This window comes from Streptomyces sp. Z26, assembly GCF_003665095.1.
GTDB classification, from domain to species: Bacteria; Actinomycetota; Actinomycetes; order Streptomycetales; family Streptomycetaceae; genus Streptomyces; species Streptomyces phytohabitans.
The window spans coordinates 3,469,787-3,493,208 of sequence record NZ_RCHV01000002.1 but is presented as its reverse complement, the minus strand read 5'-3'; the positions used below and the strand labels follow the sequence as shown (position 1 = coordinate 3,493,208).

Here is a 23,422-nt window from a genome sequence, read left to right as displayed (position 1 = left end):
ACACCCAACCCGCGACGAGTTTCCGGTCGACGCCCGCAGCACAGGACCCCACCCGAGGTGGTCCGGCGGTGTCGGCCGTACGTGTTTCCGGGCCCGCCGTCAGGCCGTCGCGTCCGCGGTCATCCCATCGCGTGAAATGCCGGGTGCGGCGCTCCGTGGGGCGGTCGCCGCCGCCCCGGCGCTGCCATTGTTCAAGCGATGACAGACCAGTTGACGGCCGGTACGGCACGGCCGCGCCCCCGCGTCCTCCCCGACTACCCCTTCCGCAGCCGCTGGTTCGACAGCTCCGCCGGACGGCAGCACTACGTCGACGAGGGCCCCTCGGGCGCCCCGCCCGTGTTGATGCTGCACGGCAACCCCACCTGGAGCTACTACTGGCGCCACCTCGTCGGCGGCCTCCGCGCCGACCACCGTTGCGTGGCCCCCGACCTGGGCGGGATGGGCCTCTCCAGCCGTCCCGCGGAGCCGTTCACGCCGGAGGGCTTCGAGGCCCGCGCGGAACGGGTGGAGGGGCTCGTCCGGCATCTCGTACGGGAGGAGGGCGCGCCGGAGAACGGCTGGACGCTCGTCGTGCACGACTGGGGCGGGCCGTTGGGGCTGCGTTGGGCGTGCGCGCGTCCGGAGCGGGTGGCGCGGCTGGTGGTCCTCAACTCCATGGCGTTCCCGTGGCCGGAGGGCCACCGCCTGCACTGGGGGCTGCGGGCGGTGCGGGGTTCGGCGGCGCTGGCGCGGCTGAGCCACCGGGGGAACCTGTTCGCGCGCGGCGTCACGTACCTGGGGCTGCGGACGCGGATGCCGCGGGCGGTGCGCAGCGCGTACCTCGCGCCGTACGCGCGGGTCGAGGAGCGGCGCGCCGTCGAGGAGTTCGTACGGGCGATCCCGCTGCGCCCGGCCGACCCCGGCTGGGACCTGGCGCACCGGCTGGGTGAGGGGCTGGAGGTGCTGCGGGACGTGCCGACGCTGCTGTGCTGGGGCATGCGCGACCCGGTCTTCGACGACCGGGTGCTGGCGGAGTGGCTGCGCCGGATGCCGCACGCGCGGCCGCGGCTGTACCCGGAGGCGGGCCATCTGCTGCTGGAGGACGCGCCGTCGGGCGTGACGCGGGACGTACGGGCGTTCCTGGCGGAGACGGCGGGAGTGGCGGGCACGACGGGCACGACGGACGCAGCGAACACCCCTGGGGGGACGCGTGCTTGACGGGCTGGAGGGACGGAACGGTGCGGCGGACGGGTCGGTGGGCCCGGACGCCGGGGTGGCCCGCGCGGCCGAACTCCTCGCGGTCGTCGAGGAGATGGCACGCGACCACCCGGACGCGGTCGCCCTGCGCCGTCCGACGGGCGACGGCGAGCACACGGAGACGACGTACGGGGAGCTGAGCGCGCGCTGCGACACGTACGCCCGCGCGCTGGCGTACGGCGGGCTGCGGCCCGGCACCCGTACGTGCCTGATGGTGCCGCCCGGTGCCGAACTGGTGGCGCTGGCGGGTGCGTTGAGCCGGATCGGCGCGGTGCCGGTGCTGATCGACCCGGGGATCGCGAAGTCCGCCGTGAAGGCGTGCCTGGAACGGGTGGCGCCGGAGGCGTTCATCGGCGTCCCGCGCGCCCACGCGGCGCGGCTGCTGCTCGGGTGGGGGCGGCGGAGCGTACGGCTGCCGATCGTGGTCGGCGGGCAGGCGTCGCGCCTGTACGGGGTGCCGCTGGAGCGGCTGTGCGCGCGGAGCGCGGCGGCGGAACGGGAGGTGTCGCCGGAGGACGCGGACGCCGAACGGATGGCGGGGGACGGGGAGTTCGCGCCGGATACGGACGTACCGGCGCCCGACCCCGACTCCGACCCCGTCGCGATGCTCGCCTTCACCTCGGGCGCCACCGGGCTCCCCAAGGCCGTCGAGTACCGCGCGCGCCACATGTCCGCGCAGCTGCGCATGGCGGGCGAGGTGTGGCCGCTGGAGCCGGGCGAGGTGGGCATGTCGACGCTGCCCGCGTTCGCGCTGGGCGGCTCGGCGTTGGGCTACAGCATGGTCGTCCCGGAGATGGACTTCCTGCACCCGGCGACGATGGACGCGGCGCTGCTCGTACGGGACATCCGCCGCTTCGGTGTCGTCGGCCTGTTCGCGTCGCCCGTGCCGTTGGACCGGCTGTCGCGGTACTGCGCCGAACACGGCGTCGTGCTCGACTCGTTGCGGGCGGTGGTGTGCGGCGGCGCGTCCCTCGATCCGCGTACGGCGGAGCGGCTGCGCCCGTTCCTGCCGGTGGACGCGATGGTCACGTCCGTGTACGGCGCGACCGAGGTGATGCCCGTGAGCGCCCTGGAGAGCCGTGAACTGCTGGGCGACGTAAGGCGGTTGACCGAGGCCGGGCACGGTACGTGCGTGGGGTGGCCGCTGCGGGAGAGCACCGTACGGGTCATCGTCGACACCCCCGGCCCGTTGCCGGAGTGGTACGACGGGCTGGAGGTGCCGCCCGGCACCGTCGGGGAGATCACCGTCGCCGGGCCGAGCACCACCGAGCGCTACGAGGGCCTGCCGGACCGCACCGCGCTCGCCAAGATCCGCGAGGGCGGGCGCACGGTGCACCGCATGGGCGACCTGGGCCGGTTCGACCAGCACGGGAGGCTGTGGCTGTGCGGGCGCGCGGTGCAGCGGGTGCGGACGGCCGACGGCGACCTGTACCCGGAGCAGGTGGAGCCCGTCGCGCACACCGTCCCCGGGGTGCGCCGCAGCGCGCTGGTCGGCGTCGCCCCGGAGGACGCCGGGGACGCGGCGGGCGCACCCGTCGCGTACGTGCCGGTGCTGTGCGTCGAGGCGGAGGGGCGGCCGGACCGCGAGGAGCGGCGGCGGCTGGCGGCGGACGTGCTGGCGCGGTTCGACGAGTTCCCGCACACCCGGGCCGTACGGCACGTGCTGTTCCACCCGGGGCTGCCGGTCGACGTACGGCACAACTCGAAGATCGACCGTCCGCGGCTGGCCCGTTGGGCCGCCCGTGGGCTGCGTGGGGGACGGTTCCGGTGAGGGTCCTGGTGACGGGCGCCTCCGGCTTCCTCGGCGGCGCGGTGTGCGCGCGGCTCGCCGCGGCGGGCCACGAGGTGCACGGGCTGAGCCGTACGCCGCACGCGCTGCCGGACGCCCTCGCCGTACGGCAGCACCTCGCCGACGTGCGCGACGCGGACGCGGTCGCCGCCGCGGTGTCCGGGTGCGACGCGGTGGTGCACTGCGCGGCGCGGGCGGGGCTGTGGGGGCCGCCCGACGAGTTCCGGTCCGTCAACGTGACGGGCACCCGGAACGTCGTCGCCGCCTGCCTCCACCACGGCGTGCCCCGGCTGGTCCACACGTCCACGCCGAGCGTCGTCTTCGGCGGCGGCGACCTGGCGGGCGTCGACGAGTCGCACCCGTACCCGCGCCGCCACACCACCCCGTACGCCCGCAGCAAGGCGGTGGCGGAACGGCTCGTGCTGGCGGCCGACCCGGCCCGGTTGGGCACGGTCGCGTTGCGGCCGCACCTCGTGTGGGGGCCGGGTGACCCGCACTTCCTGCCGCGGATCGTGCGCCGCGCGCGCGGTGGGCTGCTGCGCCTCCCCGGGGGCGGCCGGAAACTGACGGACACGGTGTACGTGGACGACGCCGCCGACGCGCACGTGCGGGCGCTGGCGCTGCTGGCGCCGGGGGCGCCCCCGGCGGGCCGCGCGTACTTCGTCAGCCAGGGCGAGCCGCGCACCGTACGGGACTGCCTCAACTCCCTGCTGGCCGCTGCCGGTCTGCCGCCCGTGGAACGGTCGGTGCCGCCGGTCCTCGTGCGCGCCGCGGGCGCCGTGCTGGAGCCCGCGCACCGCGTCCTGCGGCTGCCGGGCGAACCGGTGGTGACGCGCGGCCTGGTGGACTACCTGTGCACGGCGCACTGGTTCGACGTCTCGGCGGCGCGCCGCGACCTCGGTCACGTGCCGGAGGTCTCCACGGAGGAGGGTCTGCGGCGCACGGCGGAGGCGTACGCGAGGGCGCGCGGGAGAGCGCGCGGTGCGGCGTACGGGACCGGGCGGGGGACGGCGTACGGGCGGGCGACGGGCACGCGGTAAAGCGGTACAACACACCTATTCACTCTCCTGTGTTGCATCCAGCCGGATACTCCCGCAGAAGAGGTGAAACGGGTCACACGGCGCTACGGTGAACCGGTGCTGAAGCGCTCCTCACAAGCCCGGCTGCTGGCGACCTCGGTCCATCTCCCGCACGGGTACCGGACCATGGCGGAGACACGGGCGCGTATCGCCGCCGCGGGCAGCCCGTTCGTCCCGCCGCCCGGCGCGCTGGAGCTGTCCGGCATCCGGGGCGTCCACGTCAAGGAACCGGACGAGCAGTGCTCCGACCTGGCGGTGGCCGCCGCGGGCAAGGCCCTCGAGGAGGCGGGGGTGACGGTGGCGGACGTCGACCTGCTGCTGTTCGCGTCCTCCGGGCAGGACCTGATCGAACCGGCCACCGCGCACGTGGTCGCCGCCAAACTCGGCGCCACCTGCCCGGCGTTCGACGTGAAGAACGCCTGCAACAGCGTGCTGAACGCCCTCCAGGTCGCCCGCGCCCTGATCGAGACCGGCCAGTACGGCACGGTGCTGATCGCCTGCGGCGAGGCCCCGACGCTCGCCGTCCGCTGGCACCTGCCGGACCTGCGCGCGTTCCGTACCGCCTCCCCCGGCTACACCGTCAGCGACGCGGGCGCCGCCCTGCTGCTCACCGCCGGACCGGCGGGCGACGGCGAACCGGGCGTCCTCGCCACGGTGTTCAGCGCCGACTCCGCCTCCTGGGACGTGTGCACCGTCATGGCGGGCGGCTCGATGCATCCGCGCGGCGACGACGAGGAGGTGTGCACCCTGCGGCTCAACGGCGACCTGGTGGAGACCGGGCGGCGGCACGTGCCGCGTTTCCTCGACGCCCACGCCGAGGAGGTCGCGCGGGCGCGGGAGAGCGCGTTCGTCGCGGTGCACCAGATCTCGCTGCCGCAGTACCGGCGTTGCTGCGCCGAGTTCGGCCTGCCGGTGGAACGCAGCCTCGCCACCGTCGTCGAGCACGGCAACGTCGCCTCCGCCTCGCTGCCCCTCCAACTGGCCCTGGCCCGGGAGTCGGGGCGGGCGGGGCCCGGCGACCTGGTGGCGCTCGTCGGGCTGGCGAGCGGCTTCAGCGTCGGCCTGGCGCTGCTGCGGCTGTGACGGGCGGAGCCGTACGGGCGGTGGGCGCGCGCGAGGCGTACGGCCGCCGCCCGGCGTGACGCTCCCCACGACCGCACCCGACCGCACCACCCCGCACCGCGGCGCACCCCAGCGACCCGACCGACTCACCACACGTACCCGGCACTTCGACGTACGAGACCCGAACTCCCCCTATCCGGAGGGCACTCACCATGGAACAGCAGCCCGTCTTCGACACCCTCGCGAACCTGCTCACCGAGCACTTCGACCTCGACCGCGCGCGGCTCCTCCCCGAAACCACCTTCGGGGACCTGGAGATGGACTCGCTGGCGCTGATGGAGATGCTGGTGGTGGCCGAGGGCGAACTCGGCATGGTCCTCGCCGACACCGACGCGGACCTCGGCCCCACCAGCACCCTGGCGGAGGCCGCCGCCCTGCTGGAACGCCACGGCACGGACGCGGCCGAGGCCGCCGGTACGGACGCGCCCGCCGGTACGGACGCCGGTACGGACGCCGAGGCCGGTCGCGCGCCCGCCGTACCCGCCCCGTGACCGGTGTCGGGCCCGGCACCGTGACCGGCGCCGGGCGGCTGGACGTGGCCGTGGAGCTGGAGCCGTACGTGGCGCGCGGCCTCGACCGCCATCTGGCCGCCGCGCGGCCCTGGTTCCCGCACCAGTACGTGCCCTGGGGCGAAGGGCGCCCCTACGACGGGCCGTTGGGCGGCGAGCCGTGGCGGCCGGAGCAGTCGGCGCTGCCGACTGCCGTACGCGAGGCGCTCGTCGTCAACCTGCTCACCGAGGACAACCTCCCGAGCTACCACCACGAGATCGCCCGCCGGTTCGGCCGGGACGGCGCCTGGGGCACGTGGGTGCACCGGTGGACCGCCGAGGAGGACCGGCACAGCCACGCCCTGCGGTCGTACCTCACCGTCACGCGCGCGGTGGACCCGGTCGCGCTGGAGGAGGCGCGGATGCGCCACCTGTCGCGCGGCTACGCGCTGGAGCAGCCCACCCTGCTGCACGGTCTCGCGTACGTCACCGTGCAGGAGCTGGCGACCCGGATCAGCCACCGCAACACCGGTCTGGCGTGCGGCGATCCGGCGGGTGAACGGCTGCTGGCGCGGATCGCGGCGGACGAGAACCTGCACATGGTCTTCTACCGCGACCTGTGCCGGCACGCGGTGGAGCTGGTGCCGGACGCGTTCCTGCGGGCGTTCACGGACGTGGTGCGGACGTTCCGGATGCCCGGCCACGGCATGCCCGGCTTCACCGGCAAGGCGGCGCGGATGGCGGTCGCGGGCATCTACGACCCGCGTACGCATCTCGACCGGGTGCTGCGGCCGTTGGTGCGGGCGCTGTCGCTGCTGGAGCGGACCGGCCTCGGGCCCGAGGGCGAGCGGGCCCGCGACGAACTCGGCCGCCACCTCGACGACTTGGACGCCCGCCTGTCCCGCCGTACGGGTGGTACGAGCCGTACGGCGCCCCCGGACGGCCCGACGCCGGACCCGCGACCGGGCCCGGACCCGACCCCTGCCCCGCCCGCGTCACGCGCCGCCGTGGCCCGCACCCCTGGGGAACACCCGTGACCACCGCAGCGCACCCCGCCACCCCGTCCACCGCCACGTCCGCGCGCGCGGACGCCGTCGCCGTGACCGGCCTCGGGCTGCTGACGCCCGCCGGGCTCACCGTGGCGGAGAACTGGGCGACCCTCTGCGCGGGCCGCTCGGTCGCCGCCCGCGACCCCGAACTGGCCGGGTTGCCGGTCGACTTCTCGTGCCGCGTGCCCGAGTTCGACACGGTGGCCGAGCTGGGCCGGTCCCGCGCCCGCCGTATCGACCGGTTCGGCTGCCTCGCCCTGGTCGCCGCGCGCCGGGCGGTGGCGGACGCGGGTCTGGACGCCCGTACGTGGTGCGGGGAGCGCGTCGGGGTCGTGCTCGGCGTGGGCTCCAACAGCCTCCAGACGTACCTGGGCGAGTTCCGGCATCTCGCGGAGGGCGGGCCGCACCGGGTGTCGCCGCTGGCGCTGCCGCGCAGCGTGCCGAACATGGCGGCGGGCGAGGTGGCCATCGATCTCGGCGCGGGCGGGCCCTCGTTCACCACGGCCAGCGCCTGCGCGTCCGGGGCCACGGCGATCGGTGTGGCGCGCGATCTGCTGCGCGCCGGTACGTGCGACGTGGTGCTGACGGGTGGCAGCGAGTCGTCGCGGTCCCCGATGGCGGCCACCTGCTTCCAGCGGATGCGCGCGCTGTCCGGGCGGCGGGAGCGGCCGGAGCTGGCGTCGCGCCCGTTCGACGCCGACCGGGACGGCTTCGTCCTCGGGGAGGGCGCGGCGGTGCTGGTGCTGGAGCGGGAGGCCGACGCGCGGGCGCGCGGCGCGCGTACGCGGGCGCTGTTGCGCGGCTGCGGCGCGTCCACCGACGCGTACCACCCCATCGCGCCGCTGCCGGACGGCTCGGGCGCGGTGCGCGCGGTACGGGCGGCGCTGCGGGACGCGGGCTGCGTACCGGAGGACGTCGGGCACGTGAACGCGCACGGTACGTCGACACGGCTGAACGACGACGCCGAAGCCGCCGCCCTGACGCGGGTGTTCGGGGACCGGCCGCCGCCGGTGACCGCGCCCAAGGGCGTCATCGGGCACGCCCTGGGGGCGGCGGGCGCGATCGAGGCGGCGTACACGGTGCTGGCGCTGGAACACCAACTGGTGCCGCCCACCGCGAACTTCGGGCACCAGGACGGCGACCACAAACTGGACGTCGTGGCCGCCGTCCCGCGCCCCGTCGCCATGTCCGCCGCGCTGAACTGCTCGTTCGGCTTCGGCGGGCACAACTACGCGGCGCTGTTCACCACCGCGTAGGCGCTCTCGTGGGTCGGATGGGCGCGGCGCGGCTCAGGTCGGCAGGACGCAGCCGGTGGACGCGGTGGCGAACGGGTCGCCGGACGCGGTCGGTTCGCCGCTCTCCTTGTCGACGGTGAAGACGCCGACGTTGTTGCCCTTCTCGTTGCCGGAGAAGAGCACGCCGCCGGACGGCGACAGGCTGATGTGCCGGGGCCAGGAGCCGCCGCACGGTACGGTCCCGGCGATCGCGAGCTTCGCGCCGCCGTCCTCGACGGCGAACCACGCGACGCTCTCGTGCCCCCGGTTGGAGAGGTACAGGTACTTCCCGTCGGCCGAGACGACCACCTCCGCCGGGTAGTTGCGGTCGCCGGGGTCCTCACCGTCGGGGAGCGTCGGCCAGGACTCGCCGGGGGTGAGCTTGCCGGTCGCGGCGTCGTAGGCGTACGCGGTGACGGTGCTGTCCAGCTCGTTGGCCACGTAGGCGTACGGCTCCGTGGGGTGGAACACCAGGTGCCGCGGGCCCGCGCCCGGCTCCGACGCGGCCTCCGAGACGGGTTCGAGGGCGCCGCTGCCGGTGTCCAGCTTGTACGTGTAGACCCGGTCGGTGCCGAGGTCGACGGCGAAGACCCAGGCGCCCTCCGGATCGGTGACGACCTGGTGGGCGTGGGGGCCCTCCTGCCGGGGGTCGGGCCCGGAGCCCTCGTGCTGGACGAGCGCGGTGCGCTCGCCGGGCGCCCCGTCGTCGCCGAGGGGGTGCACGGCGACGCTGCCCGCCTCGTAGTTGGCGCTGAGCAGGTGGCCGCCGCCGGGGTGCACCGACAGGTGGGTGACTCCGGCGCCGCCGGTGGACCGCGCCGAGCCCAGCGGGGTGAGCGCGCCGTCCTCCCCGACGCCGAACGCCCGTACGGCGCCCTCGGGTCCGGCGCCGTCGATGGCGTACAGGACGTCGCCGGACGGGCCGAGCGCGAGGAACGTCGGATCGGTCACCTCGGTGAAGCTGCCGGTCTGCGTCAGCGCGCCGGTGGCGGTGTCGTAGGTGCAGCTGACGATGCCCGCGCCGAAGGTGCCGAGGAACGCGGCCTTCGTCTCGGCGGCGCCGCGGCGGGCGTCCGCGGGGCGTCCGGCCGGGTTCGGCTGGGCGGCGGAGGCGCCGCCGGAGCCGGTCGCGCCGAGCACTCCGGCGCCCAGTACGCCCGCGCCGAGGGCGGCGCCGAGGACGGCACGGCGGCCGGGGCCGCGGGTGTTCTCGGGGGCGGGTGTGGTGCCGGGGTGCGCGTGGGGGGTGCGCTCGGGTCGTGGGGACACGTTGCGGCCTTTCACGGGACGGCATGGCATGTACCGACCAGAAGCATGGACCGCTACGGGCAGGAGGTCCAGACCATTGCCGCGGAACGGTGCGCCGCGCACGGCCCGGACGTCCCCGGTCCGCCGCGCGCAGGTGTCAGAGCGGCGCCTCCGCGAGCAGGTCGTACGCCCTTCGCGCGAGCACGGACGCGTGCGTGTGGCGGCGGGTGGCGAGGGCGACGAGCGCCGTGCCCGTGTCGGGCCGGAAGCCGAGGAACACCTCCTGCCCGAGCGTGGCGCCCCCGTGGAAGTACAGCGGGCCGTCCCCGGCGGAGTGCTGGAACCACGTCAACGTGTGCGTGTGCCGGTGCCCCAGACCACGGCGCAGCAGCGGCAGCCGTACGGCGGTCAGCGCAGCGTGCAACGGCGTCTCCTCCGGCCGCAGTTGGGCCTCCAGGAACGTCAACAGGTCACCGGGGGCGGCCCGGACGCCGCCCGCCGCCGTGAACGCCCCGGCCTCGAACGGCGGCAGCTCGGTGACCCCGTCCTTCCGCCGCCCCGTCGCGTCCACGCCGGGCCCCGCCGGGGCGAGCCCCGTGTGCCACAGCCCGAGCGGCGCCAGTACGTGCCGTGCCAGCAGCTCCGCGTACGGGGTGCCGGTCGCGCGCGCGGTGGCGGTGCCGAGGAGCGCGACGCCGAAGTTGGAGTAGTGCCAGCGGCTGCCGGGCGCGTGCCGGGGGCGGCTGCGCGCGAACGCGTCGAGGAGGCGTTCGGTGCCGTAGCCCGCGTACGGGGCGGTGTTCCAGCGCGGCAGCCCCTGCGGGTAGAAGTCCCGGGGCAGCGCGGGCAGTCCGGCGGTGTGCGTCATCAGGTGCAGCAGCGTGATCGCGTCCCGGTGCGGGTGCGCGCGTGCCCGTGCCGCCAGGGGCAGTGGCGCGGGCGGCGGCACGTACGGGCGCGGGTGCGGGTACGGGCGCGACGTGCGCCGGTGGCGGCCGCGCCGGTGGCCCGCCGTACGAGGTGCCCCGGACGGGCCGGGCAGGTGCGCGGCGGCGCGGTCGGTGAGGCGCAGGTCGCCGCGGTCCGCGAGCACGGCCAGCAGGAGGCCGGTGAAGGTCTTCGACACGGACCCGATCTCGTACCGCAGTTCCTCGCGCGCGGTCGCCGGGCAGGGCGCCGTGCCGCCGGTGACGACCGTACGGTCGCCGTGGCGGCTGTACGCGAGGACGACGTCCGGGGCGTCCACCTCGGCGGCGACGGCGCGCAGCCGCTCCGCCACCGTACGGTCGCCGCAGACGGCCGCGTCGGAGACACCCGTGGCGCCCGCCGCGGGCAACGCGGCCCGCGCGCGCGGAGATCCGTCCGTGCCCGGCGCCCGCCCGGTCGCCTCGCGCCCGGTCACCTCCTGCCCGGTGGCCTCCCTCACGACGGTGCCCCCGTCAGCGCCGACATGGCGCGCGAGGTGGCCATGACGGACGCGAACGCGGCGACGAGCGTGGGGTGGTACACCACGTCGAACACGTCCGACGGGTCGCCCTCCGGCAGTGGCCCCCGTACGGGCATGGCCCCGCCGGGCGTCTGCGCCGCCGCGTACCGCTCCCAGGCGCGCGCGTCGAGCGCGGGCCGTGGCAGGCAGGCGTCCACGACGAGGAGTTCGCCGAGCAGGTCCCAGTGCCCGATGTCGGCCCAGTCGTCGATCCAGACGGGCAGCCACAGCGCGAGGTAGTCGGCCATGTCGGCGGGCAGCCCCTCGGGGTGCTCGCCCCAGTCGGTGAGGTGGAAGACGGTGTGGGTGATGTCGTACGCGATGTGGTACTCCACCGACCACGGTTCGGGCGTACGGCCCAGCCAGGTGCGGCGGGCGGCCTCCGCCACGTCGACGCTCGGCGCCAGCCCCGCGCGGGCCTCGACACGGGACATGCCCAGGCGCCGGTTCGGGTGCATCTCGACGGCGGCCCAGCTGGCGGTGGCGCGGGCGAGGCGGGCGTTCTCCTCGACCCGCGGGTGGTGGTAGCCGAGTTCGTTGAAGGGGGCGTACAGCTCCAGCGAGACGGGCGACAGGAACTCCTTCTGCTGTGCCCACACGAGGAGTTCGCCGCCCTCCAGCAGCTCCCGCCAGGCGTAGTCCAGCAGGTCGCGGACGAGCACGGACTGCTGCGAACCGGCCACTCCCTCGCGGAAGAGGACCTTCCCGATGATGGCCAGTTCACCGAGCGGCTTGAACCGCTCCATGATCTCCAGTCCGGGGGTGTCCGCGTCGGTACGGGCGCGGAAGTACGTGCGGTGCGCGGCGAGCCAGTCGAGCGCTCCGGCACCGACCTGGTGCAGGAGTTGGGGGCTCGCCGTCGCGGGGGCCGTGGGCGTCGTCATGGGCGTCCTCCACCGGGGGCGGTCGTGGTCACGTGCGGCGCGTGCGGGCCCGCGCCGGTGGGCGCGGCGGCGGCGCGGTGCCGTACGGGTGCGGGCGCGGGCGCGTGCCCGGGGTCGCCGCCCCCGCCGGTTCCGGCGGGCGTACCCGCGCCCGTTCCGGCGGGCGCGCTCGCGGGCGTACGGAGCCGGTCGGCGGCGAGCACGCCCGCGAACGCCGCGACCAGCGTGGAGTGGTAGCAGTCCAGGAACGTGTCGGCGGTCTCCCGTACGGGCGGCGGCCCGTCCTCCGCCACGGCTCCCGCGACGTTCTGCGCGCCCGCGAAGGCGTGCCAGGCGTCCGCGACGGGCACCGCCCGCGCGTACGGCTCGGGCAGGCAGGCGGCCACGGCGAGGAGTTCGCCCGTGAGGTCCCACTGTTCGCACTCGACGCACCCGTCGAGCCAGGGCGGCAGCCAGCGCGCGAGGTGTTCACCGAGGTCGGCGGGGAGTTGGGCGGGCGCCTCGCCCCAGTTGGTGACGTGGAAGACGTGGTGCGTCATCGCGTACCCGGCGTGCACCTCGAAGGCCCAGGGTTCGGCCAGCCCGCCGAGCCACGTACGACGTGCCAGTTCGGCGTGCTCCGCGGCCTCGGTCCCGCCGAGGCCGACCGAGCCGTGGGTCGCGACGCCCATCCGGCGCAGGGTGTTGAACAGGCCCAGCGCGCGCGTCGGTTCGTACTCGCACAGTTGCCACGCGCGCGTGGTGACGGCGAAACGCGCGTACTCCTCGAACGCCGCGTGCCGCAGACCGGCCTCCGCGAACGCGCCGTACAGCTCCATGGGGTACGTGGCGTGCGGCTCGCCCCGTACGAGGCTGAGGAACAGGTCGCCGCGCCCCGTCTCGCGCCACGCGAAGTCGAGCATCTCCCGTGACAGGCGGTGCTGTTCGCTGCCGGGCGGGCTGGACCGGAGAGTGGAGAGGGTGAGTTGGGCGAGTTCGCCGAGGGGTTTCAGCGTGGTGTTCCGGTCGACGTGCGGGTCGGTGACCCGCTCCGGCAGCCGGAAGTCGGTCAGGTGCGCGCGCAGCCAGGACAGGGCGGCGAGCGACACGCGTTCCAGCAGGGCGGGCGGGGGGCCGGGCGTCTCCTCACCGTGCCGCTCGGCGCCCGGCCCCGGCTCGTTCCCCCGCCCCTGCCCGGACCCGTTCCGCGGGTTCGGACCCGGCTCCCGTGCGCGCCCCGGCGGCCCGCCGCCCGGGGCCGTCACGCGCGCACCGACCCGGCGTACGGCGTGGCCGCTCCGTCGCCCCGCGACCGCAGCACCGCGGCGGCCTGCACGTGCAGGGCGACGCGCGCGTCGGCCCCGCCCATGTGGTGCACGAAGTCGAGCCCCGTGGCCAGCCCGAGGGACTCCGGCGTACCGGGCGTCATCGCCAGCCAGCGCCCCGCACCGGCCGCCTGGAGCCAGTCGCGGCGGCGTACGGCCCGTACGAAGCCGCGTGCCAGGTCCACCGGGCGGGCGGCGACGGCCTCCGCGAGGGGCGGCGCCAGACCGGGTACGGCGAGGGCGGCCAACTGCGCGAGCTGGTGCGTCATCCGCTGCCAGCTCAGCTCGGCGACCCACGCGGTGTCGGGTACGTCGCCGTCGCCCGCTCTCGCGGTGCCGTCGGCCCGCGCCGCCGCGAGCGCCGCGCGCATGCCGCGGTGGCTCCACGCGCTCAGCGCCGACCCTCCCGCCTTCGGCGGGAACGCCCGCACCGCGTGCTCGAACAGCGCGAGGTCGGCCTCCGTCGGTGTCCGCCCGGCGAGCGTGCGCGGTGCCAGTACGTCGGCGCCGAGTACGCGTACGGCCGCCACCGCCACCGGGTCGTCCGCCGGGGTGAGCACCGTGCCCACCACGTCGAAACGGCCGTCCCCGCCCCGAAGGGCGGGGACGACCGCTGACGCGAACTCCTGCACCACGTCCGGGAGTCGGCTCGTGGCGTCGGAACGCTGCGCTTCCACGATCCGCGTCAGCCCTTCGGACGCGGGGTCGGGGGCGCGAGGAGGACCTTGCCTCCGGCGAGGAGCAGCACCGCGCACTCGGCCGAGTCACGGAACGTGCCGTCCGCCTCCGTCGGGTTCAGCAGGGCTTCGACGTCGTCCGCCATGGTTTCTGTCGCGAGGGGGAGAGTTGTCTCGACCGACATCCTGGATCACTCCTGTAGCACTCGATTACGTCGTGCATGTCCAGTAAAAGACCCTTATGTCCGATTCGCAAACGCAGCCGGACAGGTCCCCACGGCGCCCGCCCCTCGGCCCGCGCACGACGGCTCCGTACGGGCCCAGCACCGCGCCCGCTCCCGCGCAATCCGCTCGCCCCACCGGGCCCGCGCCGAGTAGCGTCACCTGGCCGCCGCCCGCCCCGACGCCCTCCCCCGACTTCCCCCGGAGCGCCCGTATGCCCGCCCAACCGCCCCTGCTTCAGCCGTCTCCGCAGGTCACGCAGGCGCCCGCGCCCGTCACGACCGCCGACGCGAACCACGTCATCCAGGTGCGCGGCGCCCGCGAGAACAACCTCGCGAACGTCTCCCTCGACATCCCGAAGCGCCGACTCACCGTGTTCACCGGGGTGTCGGGCTCCGGGAAGTCGTCGCTGGTCTTCGGCACCGTGGCCGCCGAGTCGCAGCGCCTGATCAACGAGACGTACACCGCGTTCGTCCAGTCGTTCATGCCCGACCTCGGCCGCCCCGACGTGGACAGCCTGCACAACCTCAGCGCGGCCATCGTCGTGGACCAGGAGCGGATGGGCGCCAACTCCCGTTCCACCGTGGGCACCGCGACCGACGCGTACACGATGCTGCGCATCGTCTTCAGCCGCCTCGGCACCCCGCACATCGGCACCTCGACCGCCTTCAGCTTCAACAGCCCCGAGGGCATGTGCCCCGACTGCGAGGGCATGGGCCGCACTTCGCGGATCGACCTCGACCAACTCCTCGACCGCGACCTGTCCCTGAACGAGGGCGCCGTCACCGCGCCGGGCTTCCAGGTCGACTCCTGGTACTGGCAGGTGCTCGCCAAGTCCGGCTTCTACGACCCGGACACGAAGCTCCGCGACTACACCGAGACCGAGTGGCACGACCTGCTGCACAAGCCGGTAACCAAGGTGAGGGTGGAGGGGCTCAACATCTCGTACGAGGGCCTCGTCAACAAGATCCACCGGACGTACTTGAGCAAGGACCGGGACTCGATGCAGCCCCACATCAGAGCGTTCGTGGACCGGGCCGTCGTCTTCGCGGACTGCGAAGCCTGCGGCGGCACCCGGCTCGCCGCGCCCGCGCTCTCCTCGACCGTCAACGGCGTGAACATCGCCCGGTGTTCGGCCATGCAGATCAGCGACCTGGCCGACTTCCTGCGCGACGTCGACGACGAGTCCGTGGCGCCGGTCGTGGCCGGGCTGCGGCACACCCTCGACTCGCTCGTCGAGATCGGCCTCGGCTACCTCTCCCTGGACCGCCCCTCCGGCACCCTCTCCGGCGGCGAGGCCCAACGCGTCAAGATGGTCCGGCACCTGGGCTCGTCCCTCACGGACGTCACGTACGTCTTCGACGAGCCGACCACCGGCCTGCACCCGCACGACATCCGGCGCATGAACGAACTGCTGCTGCGGCTCCGCGACAAGGGCAACACCGTGCTCGTGGTCGAGCACAAGCCCGAGGTCATCGCCATCGCGGACCACGTCGTGGACCTCGGCCCCGGCGCGGGTACGGCGGGCGGGCGCGTCTGCTACAGCGGCGACCTCGCCGGGCTGCGCGCCTCCGACACCCTCACCGGCCGCCACCTGGAGCACCGCGCCCGGCTGCGCCCGACCGTGCGCGAACCCCTCGGGCACCTGTCCGTCACGGGCGCCGACCTGCACAACCTGCGGGACGTCGCCGTCGACGTGCCGCTGGGCGTGCTGACCGTCGTCACCGGCGTCGCGGGCTCCGGCAAGAGCTCCCTGGTGCACGGGTACGTCGCCCCGCGCGACGGCGTCGTCGTCGCGGACCAAGCGCCGATCCGCGGCTCGCGGCGCAGCAACCCGGCGACGTACACCGGGCTGCTCGGCCCGATCCGTACGGCCTTCGCCAAGGCCAACGGCGTCAAGGCCGCCCTGTTCAGCGCCAACTCGGCGGGTGCCTGCCCGAAGTGCAACGGCATCGGGCTCGTCTACACCGACCTCGCCATGATGGCCGGGGTCGCGTCCGTCTGCGAGCAGTGCGAGGGGAAGCGGTTCACGCCCGAGGTCCTCACGTACAAGCTGCACGGCATGGACATCAGCGAGGTGCTGGGGCTGTCGGTGGCCGAGGCCGCCGAGGTGTTCACCACCGGGCAGGCCCGCGCCGTGCTCGGCCGTCTGAACGACGTCGGCCTCGGCTACCTCCGGCTCGGCCAGCCCCTCAACACCCTGTCCGGCGGCGAGCGGCAGCGGTTGAAGCTCGCGATCCACATGGCGGAGAAGTCCGCGACGTACGTCCTGGACGAGCCGACGACCGGGCTGCACCTGGCCGACGTGGACCAACTCCTCGCGCTGCTGGACCGGTTGGTGGACGACGGGAACACCGTCGTCGTCATCGAGCACCACCAGGCGGTGATGGCCCACGCCGACTGGATCATCGACCTCGGCCCCGGCGCGGGCCACGACGGCGGCCAGGTCGTCTTCGCGGGCACGCCGCGCGAACTGGTCACGAACGGCGACACGTTGACGGCCCGTCACCTGCGGGAGTACGTGGGCGGCTGAGCGCGTGCCGGCGCGCGGACCGTTCAGTGGCTCCGGCGGCGGAGCAGGGTGATCGTCACGGCAACCGCCGTGGCCAGTACGGGCAGGCCGCCCATCAGCGCCGCCGGGTGCAGCAGCGTGCCCACGACGAATCCCGGGTCCGGGTCTCCGATCTGCGGGTACGCGCCTCCGATCAGCAGGCCCACGCACAGCACCAGGCCCACCACGAAGGCGGACATCGCCGTGACGAAGACGATCAGCGCCAGGCCCACCCGCGCGTTCACGTGCCGCCTGCGCGTGATCCGGTCCTGGACCTCGGTGAGCGGCTGCCAGTCCGCGCCGCGGTGCCGCTGCCACACGGCGCGGAGGTGGTCCACCTCGTGGTCGAGGGCGGCGCAGCGGCGGTCGTCGAGGTTCGGCAGGGAGTAGCGCCTGCCCGTCGCGTCGTAGACCACGGCGAACCGCCGGGGGGTGCCCTCCGCCGCGATCTGGCCGGACGGGGGCGCGTCGACCTCGATGCCCTGTACGTCCGGCCACGCCGTCGTACGGGTGCCGAACGCCGCGCGGGCCGTCACGCCGTGCTCGTCGCACCGCGTCGTCACTCCCGGCGTCCGTACGACCAGTGTCGCCGCGAGGCCGAACAGGGCGACGAAGAACGCCCCGACCGCCAGCGCCACGGCGGCGGGCACCCCGTCGTCCGTGGCGATGTCGCGCACCAGCGCCGCCGCGCCAAGGACGAGCGGGGCGAGCCCGATCCAGAGCGCGCCGGTGCTTCCCGTGAAGGGGTACTCACGGCGGGGGTTCATTCCGTCTGCCATCACGAGCGGCGACAGTAGCCGTGGCGCGCGGGGAGGGGTCCCGAGGCGACGGAAGCCCGCACGGGCCCCGCACGCTTCCCGTACGGCGTCCGCACGGATACGGCGGTACGGACCGGGCTCAGGCGGTCAGCCGGTCCGTCCGTACGGCGCGCACGAACGACGACCAGCCCCGGGGCGGGAACACCAGCGCCGGACCGGACGGCACCTTCGAATCCCGCACCGGCACCACACCCGCCCCGGACGCCACCGACGGCGCCCACTCCACGCAATCACCGCCGTCCCCGTTGCTGTGGCTCGACTTGACCCACACCGCACCCGACAGATCCAGCACGCGACTCACGCTCCTCACGGCAGAACGGACATGACTCAGGCGCTCAACCGCCCCGACCGGACGGCCGTCACGAACGACGACCAACCCTGCGGCGCGAACACCAACGCCGGACCGGACGGCACCTTCGAATCCCGCACCGGCACCACACCCGTCCCGGCCGCCACCGACGGCGCCCACTCCACGCACTCACCGCCGCCACCGTTGCTGTGGCTCGACTTGACCCACACGGCACACGACAGGTCCGGGATACCACTCATGCTTCCAGCGCCTCCATGACGGCTCGGATGAATGCCGCCGTGTCTGTCGGCGACAGGGCGTACGCCCTGAGCAGATCGTACGACCGGCTGCGCGCCGCCACACGTTCCGCGTCCTCCAGCAGTTGGCCCGTGTCGATGCTCTCCTCGTACGCCACCGTGTTGCCGTCGTCCAGCATCAGCAGATTCAACGAGCCGCCCAGCAGGGCGTGTTCACCATGGCTGTAGGGCAGCAGCTGGATCACACAGGTCGGAGTGTCCACCAGCCCGGCCAGCCGTGCCAGTTGGGCGCGCATGACGGCGGGACCACCGATCGGACGCCGTATCGTCGCCTCGTCCAGCACCACGGAGAGGTACGGCGCCGAGTCGCCCGACAGCAGCGCCTGACGGCTCAGCCGGACCGCGACCATCTCCTCGATCTCGCCCTCCGACGCCTGGGGGTTGCTGGCCCGGAACACCGCGCGGGCGTACGCCTCGGTCTGGAGGATGCCCGGCACCAACTGCCCGGCGTAGAAGGTGATCGCGCGCGCTCGCGTCTCCAGCTGCATCCGCCGCCGGTACTGGTCCGGGTGCACCTCGTGCCGCGCCAGCGCGTACAGCTTCCCGAAGAAGCCGTCCGTGTGGAACGCCGCGTCGAGGTGCGCGGGCAGCTCCGGCGGGATCATGTACGCCGCGGTCTCGATCCGGGCCAGGTGGCTGCGGCTCTGCGGCACGATCGAGGCGAGCCGCTCCAGGCTCATCCCGGCGGCCTCGCGACGGGCCCGCAGTTCGGCGCCGAAGAGGTGGCGGGCGCTGCGGTCCGGGGTCAGTTCACGCGGTCGTGCCGCCATGCGGTCAACTCCTCGTCGCGGAACGCGTCATGGCGTCCCTCAGCTCTCACGCGGCGCGCGACGTCCCACAACGCGGCTGGGACACCGAGCCCTTCCGACAGTACGCGCGGAAAGCGATCCTGTCATTACCCAGAGTGAGGGAGCCCGTGCTGTCCGCGCCGTGTGCGCGCACCGGCGGTCCGGAAGGGGCTCGTCCTCGCGAACCGACAAGGAGTTCCGCCGTGTTCGAGACCGTCCGACGCTGGTACGCCTGGCTGCGGGTCCGTTCCGCGCCGCCCGTCACCGCCCCCGCAGCCGTGCCCGCGCCCGCGCCCCGCGAGGCGGCCGTCGCCGGGTCGGGAACGTACGCGGGGTCGTACGCGTGCACCTGCCGCGCCGCCCTCCCGTATCACCCGCAGGAGCGGCGGCCCGCGCCCGCCGACACGGTGGTCGTGGACACGCTGCCGCTCGTGCGGCCGTACGTCCTCGCGCACGAGCAGCGCGAACGGCGCGAACGGCGCGAACGGCGTGGTCAGCGGGCGGTGTTGACGGCCCGTGTGCCGGTGCCCGTACCCGTGACGATGCCCGTAACGGCGCCCGTACCGGCGTACGCGTGGGCGCCTCCGGCCGGAAGGGCGGTGGCGTGGTGAACGCGTGCGCCCCCACCGTCCCGGGCACGGACACCCGACCCGCCACGTGCCGACGGCACGCGCGGCCGAGCCGCACCTGGAGCCTGCCGCGCGCGGCGCGGAGCGCGCGGACGGGGCGCGCCCTGGTGCGTACCGTGCTGACCGCCTGGCGCCTCGACGACCTCACCGACGACGCGACCGTCCTCGTCTCGGAGCTGATCGGCAACGCGGTGGAGCACACCGCGTCCGACCACGTACAGGTCACCGTCACGCGCACGAGACGCGACACCGTACGGATCGCCGTCACGGACGGGTCCCGCACCCTGCCCGTACGCCGCGACCCGGACGACACCGCCGACCGAGGCCGGGGACTGCTCCTCGTGGAGGCGCTGTCCCGCCGCTGGGGCGTCGACGCGCAGCCGAGGGGGAAGCGGGTGTGGGGCGAGCTGACCGGGGAGCCGCACCACTGAGGCGCCGGGCGCGGTGGTGCCCGGCGCGGGGCGGCCGGTCCCTCAGCCGGGCGGGGTGCCCGCGTCGCCGCCCGCGCGCGCGGCGTCGTCGTACGTGCGCACGTCGTCCTCGTACGTGCGGGCGCGTTCCCGTACGAGCGGCGGCAGGTCGCCCGCCGCCAGGTCCGCGAGCGTCGTCTCCTCCAGCACCTGCCGGAGGCTGGTGCGCACCGCGCGCCACACGTCGGGGAGGGCCGCCGCCGCGCCCGCGTACTCCAGCCCCGTCAGCCGCAGGTCGCGCACGCTGGCCAACGGGCCGTCCACGGCGCGGAGCACGTCCGCGAGGGTGAGGTCGGCGGGCTCGGGGGTGAGCAGGTAGCCGCCGACCGGGCCGCGCACGCTGTGGATGAGGCCCGCCTGGCGGAGGTCGCTGAGGATGGTGAAGAGGAACCGTATGGGGATGTCCTGGCGCCCGGCTATGTCGTCCGCCTTCTGCGGACGCCCCGGCGCGCGCGCGAGTTCCGCCATGGCCCGGACGGCATAGTCGGCCTTCGCTGAGATCCTCACCGCTGCAATCTCCCACACCCCCGTCGCGCCCGGCGAGGCCCGTTCCCGACCCTCCGCGCGCGGAGCACGGCACCGCCCGCGCGCGCGGAGCGCGACCGGGCACGGGGAGTGAGAGAACGGGCGCGGACGGGCGCGGGAAGACTCCGGGCTTGCGGGCGCGGATTGTTCACGGAAATAGTGAACATCCGCCCGCACGCTGCCGGATACCGGAGGAGCCCCGTGGAAGACGTCGAAGGCGGCTGTCCCGGCCGCCGCACCGTGGCGGTCGTCGGCGCCGGAGCCGCCGGAGCGCTGGTCGCGACGCAGCTGTGCGAGGCGGCCGTACGCAGACGCGTACCGCTGGACCTGGTGCTCATCGACCCGGCGCCCGAGGCGGGGCGCGGCACGGCGTACTCCACGCGCGACCCCCGGCACCTGCTGAACGTGCCGGTGGGCGGCATGAGCGCCTACCCCGACGACCCCGGGCACTTCCGCCGCTGGCTGTGCGGGCACGGCGACGCGGACGTCGGCGCCGGGGACTTCGCGTCGCGGTACCGCTTCGGCTCGTACCTCGCGGACACCCTCGGCCGGGCGATCATCCGCGCGCGCGGCTTCGCGTCCGTCACCCGCCTCCGTACGCGCGCCACCGCGTGCGAGTGGCCCCAGCGGAGCGCGCGGGCCCGGCTCGTACTGGCCGACGGGCGGACCGTGGCCGCCGACAGCGTGGTGCTGGCGACGGGGCCCGCGCCGGGCGGCGGCGACTGGGCGCCGGAGGAACTGCGCGCGTCGGGCTGCTTCGTGGCGCACCCGTGGACGGCGGACGGCGAGGTGAACGCGGCACCGAAGGGCGGTCCGGACGGCGGTCCGGACGGCGCCGGGCACGTGCTGCTCGTCGGCGCCGGGCTCACGGCCGTGGACGTCGCGCTCAGCCTCGAACGCCGGGGCCACCGCGTGCACATGGTCTCCCGTACGGGCCTGCTCCCCCGCCCGCACGCCCTCCGCCCGCTGCCGCCCGTACCCGCCCCGCCCGCGCTCGCCGACGCCGACCGGCCGCCGGGGCTGCCCGCCCTGCGCACCGCGTTGCGGCGGCACCTCGCGGGCGCGCTGCGGGAGTTCGGGGACTGGCGGCCCGCCTTCGACGGGCTGCGCCCGGTGACGGCACGGCTGTGGCAGGGGCTGTCCGACGCGGAGCGCACGGAGGTGCTGGACCGCGAGATCACCCTCTGGAACGTGCACCGCCACCGCATGCCGCCCGCCACCGCCGAGGCCGTCGAACGCGCCCGCGCCGCGCGCCGCCTGCGGGTCGACGCCGCCCGCGTGGTCTCCGCCGCCCGCGCGCGCGGACGCGCGCACGGCCCGTCCGCGCCGCTCGACGTCACCCTCACCGACGGCCGTACGCTGCCCGTCCAGCGGGTCGTGGACTGCACCGGGCCGGGGCTGCGCACGGACAGCGGGGCCGACCCCCTGTGGCGGTCCCTGCTGGACGCCGGACTCGCCGTACGCGGACCGCTGGGCATCGGTGTCGCGACCGACGGCGGACGACTGCGGGACGCCGAAGGGCGGTGCGCGCGCGGCCTGTTCACCCTGGGGGCGCCCCGGCGCGGCGAACTGTGGGAGACCGTCGCCATCCCCGAGATCCGCGCACAGGCGGCGGCCGTCGCGGACGCCGTACTGCCCGCGCGCGCGGACGAGCCCCCTTCCGCAGCCGTACGGGCCTCCGCGCGCGCGGACGACACCGGGACCGTACGGGTGCGCCCGGCCGACCCGTTCGGGCTGCCCCTGTCGACGCACACCGAGGCGGCCACCGCGTACGCCGCCGGGCTGGACCGCGTCATGGCGATGCGGGCGGGCGCCGTCGAGGAGTTCGCGCGGGCCACGGCGCTCGACGGCGGCTTCGCGCTGGGGCACGCGGCGCTCGCGCTCCTCGGGCACGAGGGCGGCGCGGCGACGGACGTACCGCGACGGCTGGCGGAGGCGCAGCGGAGCGTACGGGACCGGGGGGACGCGCGGGAACGTTCGTTCGTCGACGTCGTCACGCGCCGCGTGCACGGCGACGGCGGCGACGAGGCCCTGCTCGCGCACCTGCGCGCGTACCCGGGCGACGCGCTGGCGCTGAGCACGGCCGTCCCGACCATCGCGTTCTCCGGATTCGACGACCTGGACGAGGAGTTCGCGCGGAAGCTGGTGGAGCGGGCGGCGCCCGCGTACGGCGGGCACTGGTTCCCCACGTCGCTGCTGGCGTTCCTGCGCCAGGGCGAGGACCGGTTCGAGGAGGCGGCCGAGCTGGCCGTACGGGCGCTGGACGCCGAACCGGCCGCCGGGCACGCCGTGCACGCCCTCGCCCACGTGCGCTACGAGACCGGCGACCACGCGGCCGGACGGGACTGGCTGGACGGCTGGATCGTCGGCAGCGGACGCACGGCGACGCAACGTACGCACTTCTCGTGGCACGCCGCGCTGCACGAACTCGCCCTGGACGACGCCGAGGCCGTACGCCGACGGTGGGCCACCCAGCTGGCGCCGGGACGCGCGGACGCGGGCACCGGCGACCCGGCCGCCGGGGACGCCGGAGGCGGCCGGGTGTGCGGGATGCGGGCCCTCGTCGACTCCGGCTCGCTGCTGTGGCGCGCGCACCTCGCGCGGGTCTGGCGCGGGCCGCTCCCGGCGGACGACGTGCTGACGGCGGTCGACGGCGCGCAACTGGAGCGGCCCGCGCGGGCGTTCGGCGCGCTGCACGGCGCGGTGGCGCTCGCGGCGGCCGGTGACGTGGCCGCGCTGCGGCGGCTCGCGCACCACGCCGGGCAGGCGGACGCCGTGCAGCGCGCGGTGATCGCGCCGCTGTGCGCGGCCTTCGAGGCCGTCGTGGAGGAACGCTGGGACGCGGCGGTGTCCGGCCTGCGCGGCGTACGGGGCGGGCTGCACCGGGTCGGCGGCAGCGCGGCGCAGCGCGAGGTGGTCGAGGACACGCTGCTGTACGCGCTGCTCGCGGGCGGCCGTACGGACGCGGGGCGACGGCTGCTGGAGGAACGGTTGGAACGCAGGCCCTCCCCGCTGGACCGGCGGCGGCTGGCGGAACTGCCGACCGACTGACCCGCGCGCGGTTCCGGGCCTCCCTCCGCGCGCGGAAGTGGTGCTCCGCGCGCGCGGAGCACGCGACCGCGCGGAGGGAGGCACCCTCCGTGCCGGAGGGTGCCCCGAGAACAGCGCGCTACGCCG

22 protein-coding genes are annotated in these 23,422 nt (G+C 75.3%); 11 read left to right on the top strand and 11 right to left on the bottom strand.

Translation table 11 applies throughout. From position 1 onward, the window contains the following. The first annotated feature begins 198 nt into the window (after nucleotides 1-198). The 7 genes from D7M15_RS15540 to D7M15_RS15510 all read left to right on the top strand — a co-directional run bounded on the left by D7M15_RS15540 (nucleotide 199) and on the right by D7M15_RS15510 (nucleotide 8,019). Nucleotides 199-1,197 carry an alpha/beta fold hydrolase gene (locus D7M15_RS15540; protein ID WP_121518063.1) on the top strand — a complete coding sequence of 333 codons (999 nt, stop codon included), beginning with the start codon at nucleotides 199-201 and terminating at the stop codon, nucleotides 1,195-1,197. Further along, nucleotides 1,190-3,007, top strand: coding sequence for a fatty acid CoA ligase family protein (locus D7M15_RS15535; protein WP_127201755.1), 1,818 nt, complete (start codon nucleotides 1,190-1,192; stop codon nucleotides 3,005-3,007). The genes D7M15_RS15540 and D7M15_RS15535 overlap by 8 nt, the downstream gene beginning before the upstream one ends. Next, entirely contained in the window at nucleotides 3,004-4,065 is a 1,062-nt protein-coding gene (locus D7M15_RS15530; protein ID WP_121518061.1) for an NAD-dependent epimerase/dehydratase family protein, read from the top strand. The genes D7M15_RS15535 and D7M15_RS15530 overlap by 4 nt, the downstream gene beginning before the upstream one ends. Before the next feature lie 96 nt (nucleotides 4,066-4,161). Continuing rightward, nucleotides 4,162-5,187, top strand: a complete 1,026-nt coding sequence (locus tag D7M15_RS15525; RefSeq protein WP_240649324.1) for a 3-oxoacyl-[acyl-carrier-protein] synthase III C-terminal domain-containing protein — start codon at nucleotides 4,162-4,164, stop codon at nucleotides 5,185-5,187. A 191-nt stretch (nucleotides 5,188-5,378) separates the two neighbouring features. Continuing rightward, complete coding sequence (locus D7M15_RS15520) at nucleotides 5,379-5,717, top strand: acyl carrier protein (protein ID WP_121518060.1); 339 nt, start codon at nucleotides 5,379-5,381, stop codon at nucleotides 5,715-5,717. Further along, nucleotides 5,714-6,751, top strand: a complete 1,038-nt coding sequence (locus D7M15_RS15515) for an acyl-ACP desaturase (protein WP_121518059.1) — start codon at nucleotides 5,714-5,716, stop codon at nucleotides 6,749-6,751. Before D7M15_RS15520 ends, D7M15_RS15515 begins: the two co-directional genes overlap by 4 nt. Beyond that, entirely contained in the window at nucleotides 6,748-8,019 is a 1,272-nt protein-coding gene (locus D7M15_RS15510) for a beta-ketoacyl-[acyl-carrier-protein] synthase family protein (RefSeq protein WP_121518058.1), read from the top strand. The genes D7M15_RS15515 and D7M15_RS15510 overlap by 4 nt, the downstream gene beginning before the upstream one ends. 33 nt (nucleotides 8,020-8,052) lie before the next feature. Here the strand turns inward: D7M15_RS15510 and D7M15_RS15505 are convergent, their stop codons facing one another. The 6 genes from D7M15_RS15505 to D7M15_RS28485 form a co-directional block, all read right to left on the bottom strand. Continuing rightward, nucleotides 8,053-9,306: a lactonase family protein gene (locus D7M15_RS15505; RefSeq protein ID WP_240649323.1), complete on the bottom strand. Its 1,254-nt coding sequence runs from the start codon at nucleotides 9,304-9,306 to the stop codon at nucleotides 8,053-8,055. A 136-nt stretch (nucleotides 9,307-9,442) separates the two neighbouring features. Beyond that, a complete protein-coding gene (locus D7M15_RS15500) occupies nucleotides 9,443-10,564 on the bottom strand; it encodes a serine hydrolase domain-containing protein (RefSeq protein ID WP_240649662.1) in 1,122 nt (373 codons plus the stop codon). A 143-nt stretch (nucleotides 10,565-10,707) separates the two neighbouring features. Continuing rightward, the gene (locus tag D7M15_RS15495; protein ID WP_121518056.1) at nucleotides 10,708-11,655 is read right to left on the bottom strand and encodes a hypothetical protein; all 948 of its coding nucleotides are present in this window, start codon (nucleotides 11,653-11,655) and stop codon (nucleotides 10,708-10,710) included. Then, nucleotides 11,652-12,899 (bottom strand): hypothetical protein, encoded by a 1,248-nt coding sequence (locus D7M15_RS15490; RefSeq protein WP_206337371.1) that lies wholly within the window; start codon nucleotides 12,897-12,899, stop codon nucleotides 11,652-11,654. Before D7M15_RS15490 ends, D7M15_RS15495 begins: the two co-directional genes overlap by 4 nt. Further along, nucleotides 12,896-13,636 (bottom strand): hypothetical protein, encoded by a 741-nt coding sequence (locus D7M15_RS15485; RefSeq protein WP_121518055.1) that lies wholly within the window; start codon nucleotides 13,634-13,636, stop codon nucleotides 12,896-12,898. The genes D7M15_RS15490 and D7M15_RS15485 overlap by 4 nt, the downstream gene beginning before the upstream one ends. A gap of 8 nt (nucleotides 13,637-13,644) precedes the next feature. Further along, a complete protein-coding gene (locus tag D7M15_RS28485) occupies nucleotides 13,645-13,821 on the bottom strand; it encodes a hypothetical protein (RefSeq protein WP_165906263.1) in 177 nt (58 codons plus the stop codon). 251 nt (nucleotides 13,822-14,072) lie between these two features. On the opposite strand from D7M15_RS28485, the gene D7M15_RS15480 reads away from it, so the two are divergent. Further along, a complete protein-coding gene (locus D7M15_RS15480) occupies nucleotides 14,073-16,391 on the top strand; it encodes an excinuclease ABC subunit UvrA (protein ID WP_121518054.1) in 2,319 nt (772 codons plus the stop codon). A 23-nt stretch (nucleotides 16,392-16,414) separates the two neighbouring features. Here D7M15_RS15480 and D7M15_RS15475 read toward each other — a convergent pair whose 3' ends face one another. The 4 genes from D7M15_RS15475 to D7M15_RS15460 form a co-directional block, all read right to left on the bottom strand. Next, nucleotides 16,415-17,188, bottom strand: a complete 774-nt coding sequence (locus D7M15_RS15475) for a PH domain-containing protein (RefSeq protein WP_240649661.1) — start codon at nucleotides 17,186-17,188, stop codon at nucleotides 16,415-16,417. A 118-nt stretch (nucleotides 17,189-17,306) separates the two neighbouring features. Then, nucleotides 17,307-17,528, bottom strand: coding sequence for a DUF397 domain-containing protein (locus D7M15_RS15470; RefSeq protein WP_121518052.1), 222 nt, complete (start codon nucleotides 17,526-17,528; stop codon nucleotides 17,307-17,309). A 26-nt stretch (nucleotides 17,529-17,554) separates the two neighbouring features. Beyond that, complete coding sequence (locus D7M15_RS15465) at nucleotides 17,555-17,776, bottom strand: DUF397 domain-containing protein (protein WP_121518051.1); 222 nt, start codon at nucleotides 17,774-17,776, stop codon at nucleotides 17,555-17,557. Then, a complete protein-coding gene (locus D7M15_RS15460) occupies nucleotides 17,773-18,603 on the bottom strand; it encodes a helix-turn-helix transcriptional regulator (protein WP_121518050.1) in 831 nt (276 codons plus the stop codon). Before D7M15_RS15460 ends, D7M15_RS15465 begins: the two co-directional genes overlap by 4 nt. Nucleotides 18,604-18,824: 221 nt before the next feature. On the opposite strand from D7M15_RS15460, the gene D7M15_RS15455 reads away from it, so the two are divergent. Both D7M15_RS15455 and D7M15_RS29525 read left to right on the top strand, forming a co-directional pair. Further along, nucleotides 18,825-19,232 carry a hypothetical protein gene (locus D7M15_RS15455; RefSeq protein WP_121518049.1) on the top strand — a complete coding sequence of 136 codons (408 nt, stop codon included), beginning with the start codon at nucleotides 18,825-18,827 and terminating at the stop codon, nucleotides 19,230-19,232. Continuing rightward, entirely contained in the window at nucleotides 19,196-19,681 is a 486-nt protein-coding gene (locus D7M15_RS29525) for an ATP-binding protein (protein WP_346428810.1), read from the top strand. The genes D7M15_RS15455 and D7M15_RS29525 overlap by 37 nt, the downstream gene beginning before the upstream one ends. A gap of 42 nt (nucleotides 19,682-19,723) precedes the next feature. On the opposite strand, the gene D7M15_RS15445 is transcribed toward D7M15_RS29525, so the two are convergent. Continuing rightward, nucleotides 19,724-20,227 (bottom strand): Rrf2 family transcriptional regulator, encoded by a 504-nt coding sequence (locus tag D7M15_RS15445; RefSeq protein WP_121518048.1) that lies wholly within the window; start codon nucleotides 20,225-20,227, stop codon nucleotides 19,724-19,726. A 219-nt stretch (nucleotides 20,228-20,446) separates the two neighbouring features. On the opposite strand from D7M15_RS15445, the gene D7M15_RS15440 reads away from it, so the two are divergent. Continuing rightward, nucleotides 20,447-23,296: an FAD/NAD(P)-binding protein gene (locus D7M15_RS15440; protein WP_240649321.1), complete on the top strand. Its 2,850-nt coding sequence runs from the start codon at nucleotides 20,447-20,449 to the stop codon at nucleotides 23,294-23,296. Nucleotides 23,297-23,422 lie beyond the last annotated feature (126 nt).

Coding starts and splice junctions, on each gene's coding strand:
- D7M15_RS15540 (WP_121518063.1), top strand. CDS start 199: ATGACAGACCAGTTGACGGCCGGTACGGCACGGCCGCGCCCCCGCGTC.
- D7M15_RS15520 (WP_121518060.1), top strand. CDS start 5,379: ATGGAACAGCAGCCCGTCTTCGACACCCTCGCGAACCTGCTCACCGAG.
- D7M15_RS15495 (WP_121518056.1), bottom strand. CDS start 11,655: ATGACGACGCCCACGGCCCCCGCGACGGCGAGCCCCCAACTCCTGCAC.
- D7M15_RS28485 (WP_165906263.1), bottom strand. CDS start 13,821: ATGTCGGTCGAGACAACTCTCCCCCTCGCGACAGAAACCATGGCGGAC.
- D7M15_RS15480 (WP_121518054.1), top strand. CDS start 14,073: ATGCCCGCCCAACCGCCCCTGCTTCAGCCGTCTCCGCAGGTCACGCAG.
- D7M15_RS15475 (WP_240649661.1), bottom strand. CDS start 17,188: ATGGCAGACGGAATGAACCCCCGCCGTGAGTACCCCTTCACGGGAAGC.
- D7M15_RS15465 (WP_121518051.1), bottom strand. CDS start 17,776: ATGAGTGGTATCCCGGACCTGTCGTGTGCCGTGTGGGTCAAGTCGAGC.
- D7M15_RS15460 (WP_121518050.1), bottom strand. CDS start 18,603: ATGGCGGCACGACCGCGTGAACTGACCCCGGACCGCAGCGCCCGCCAC.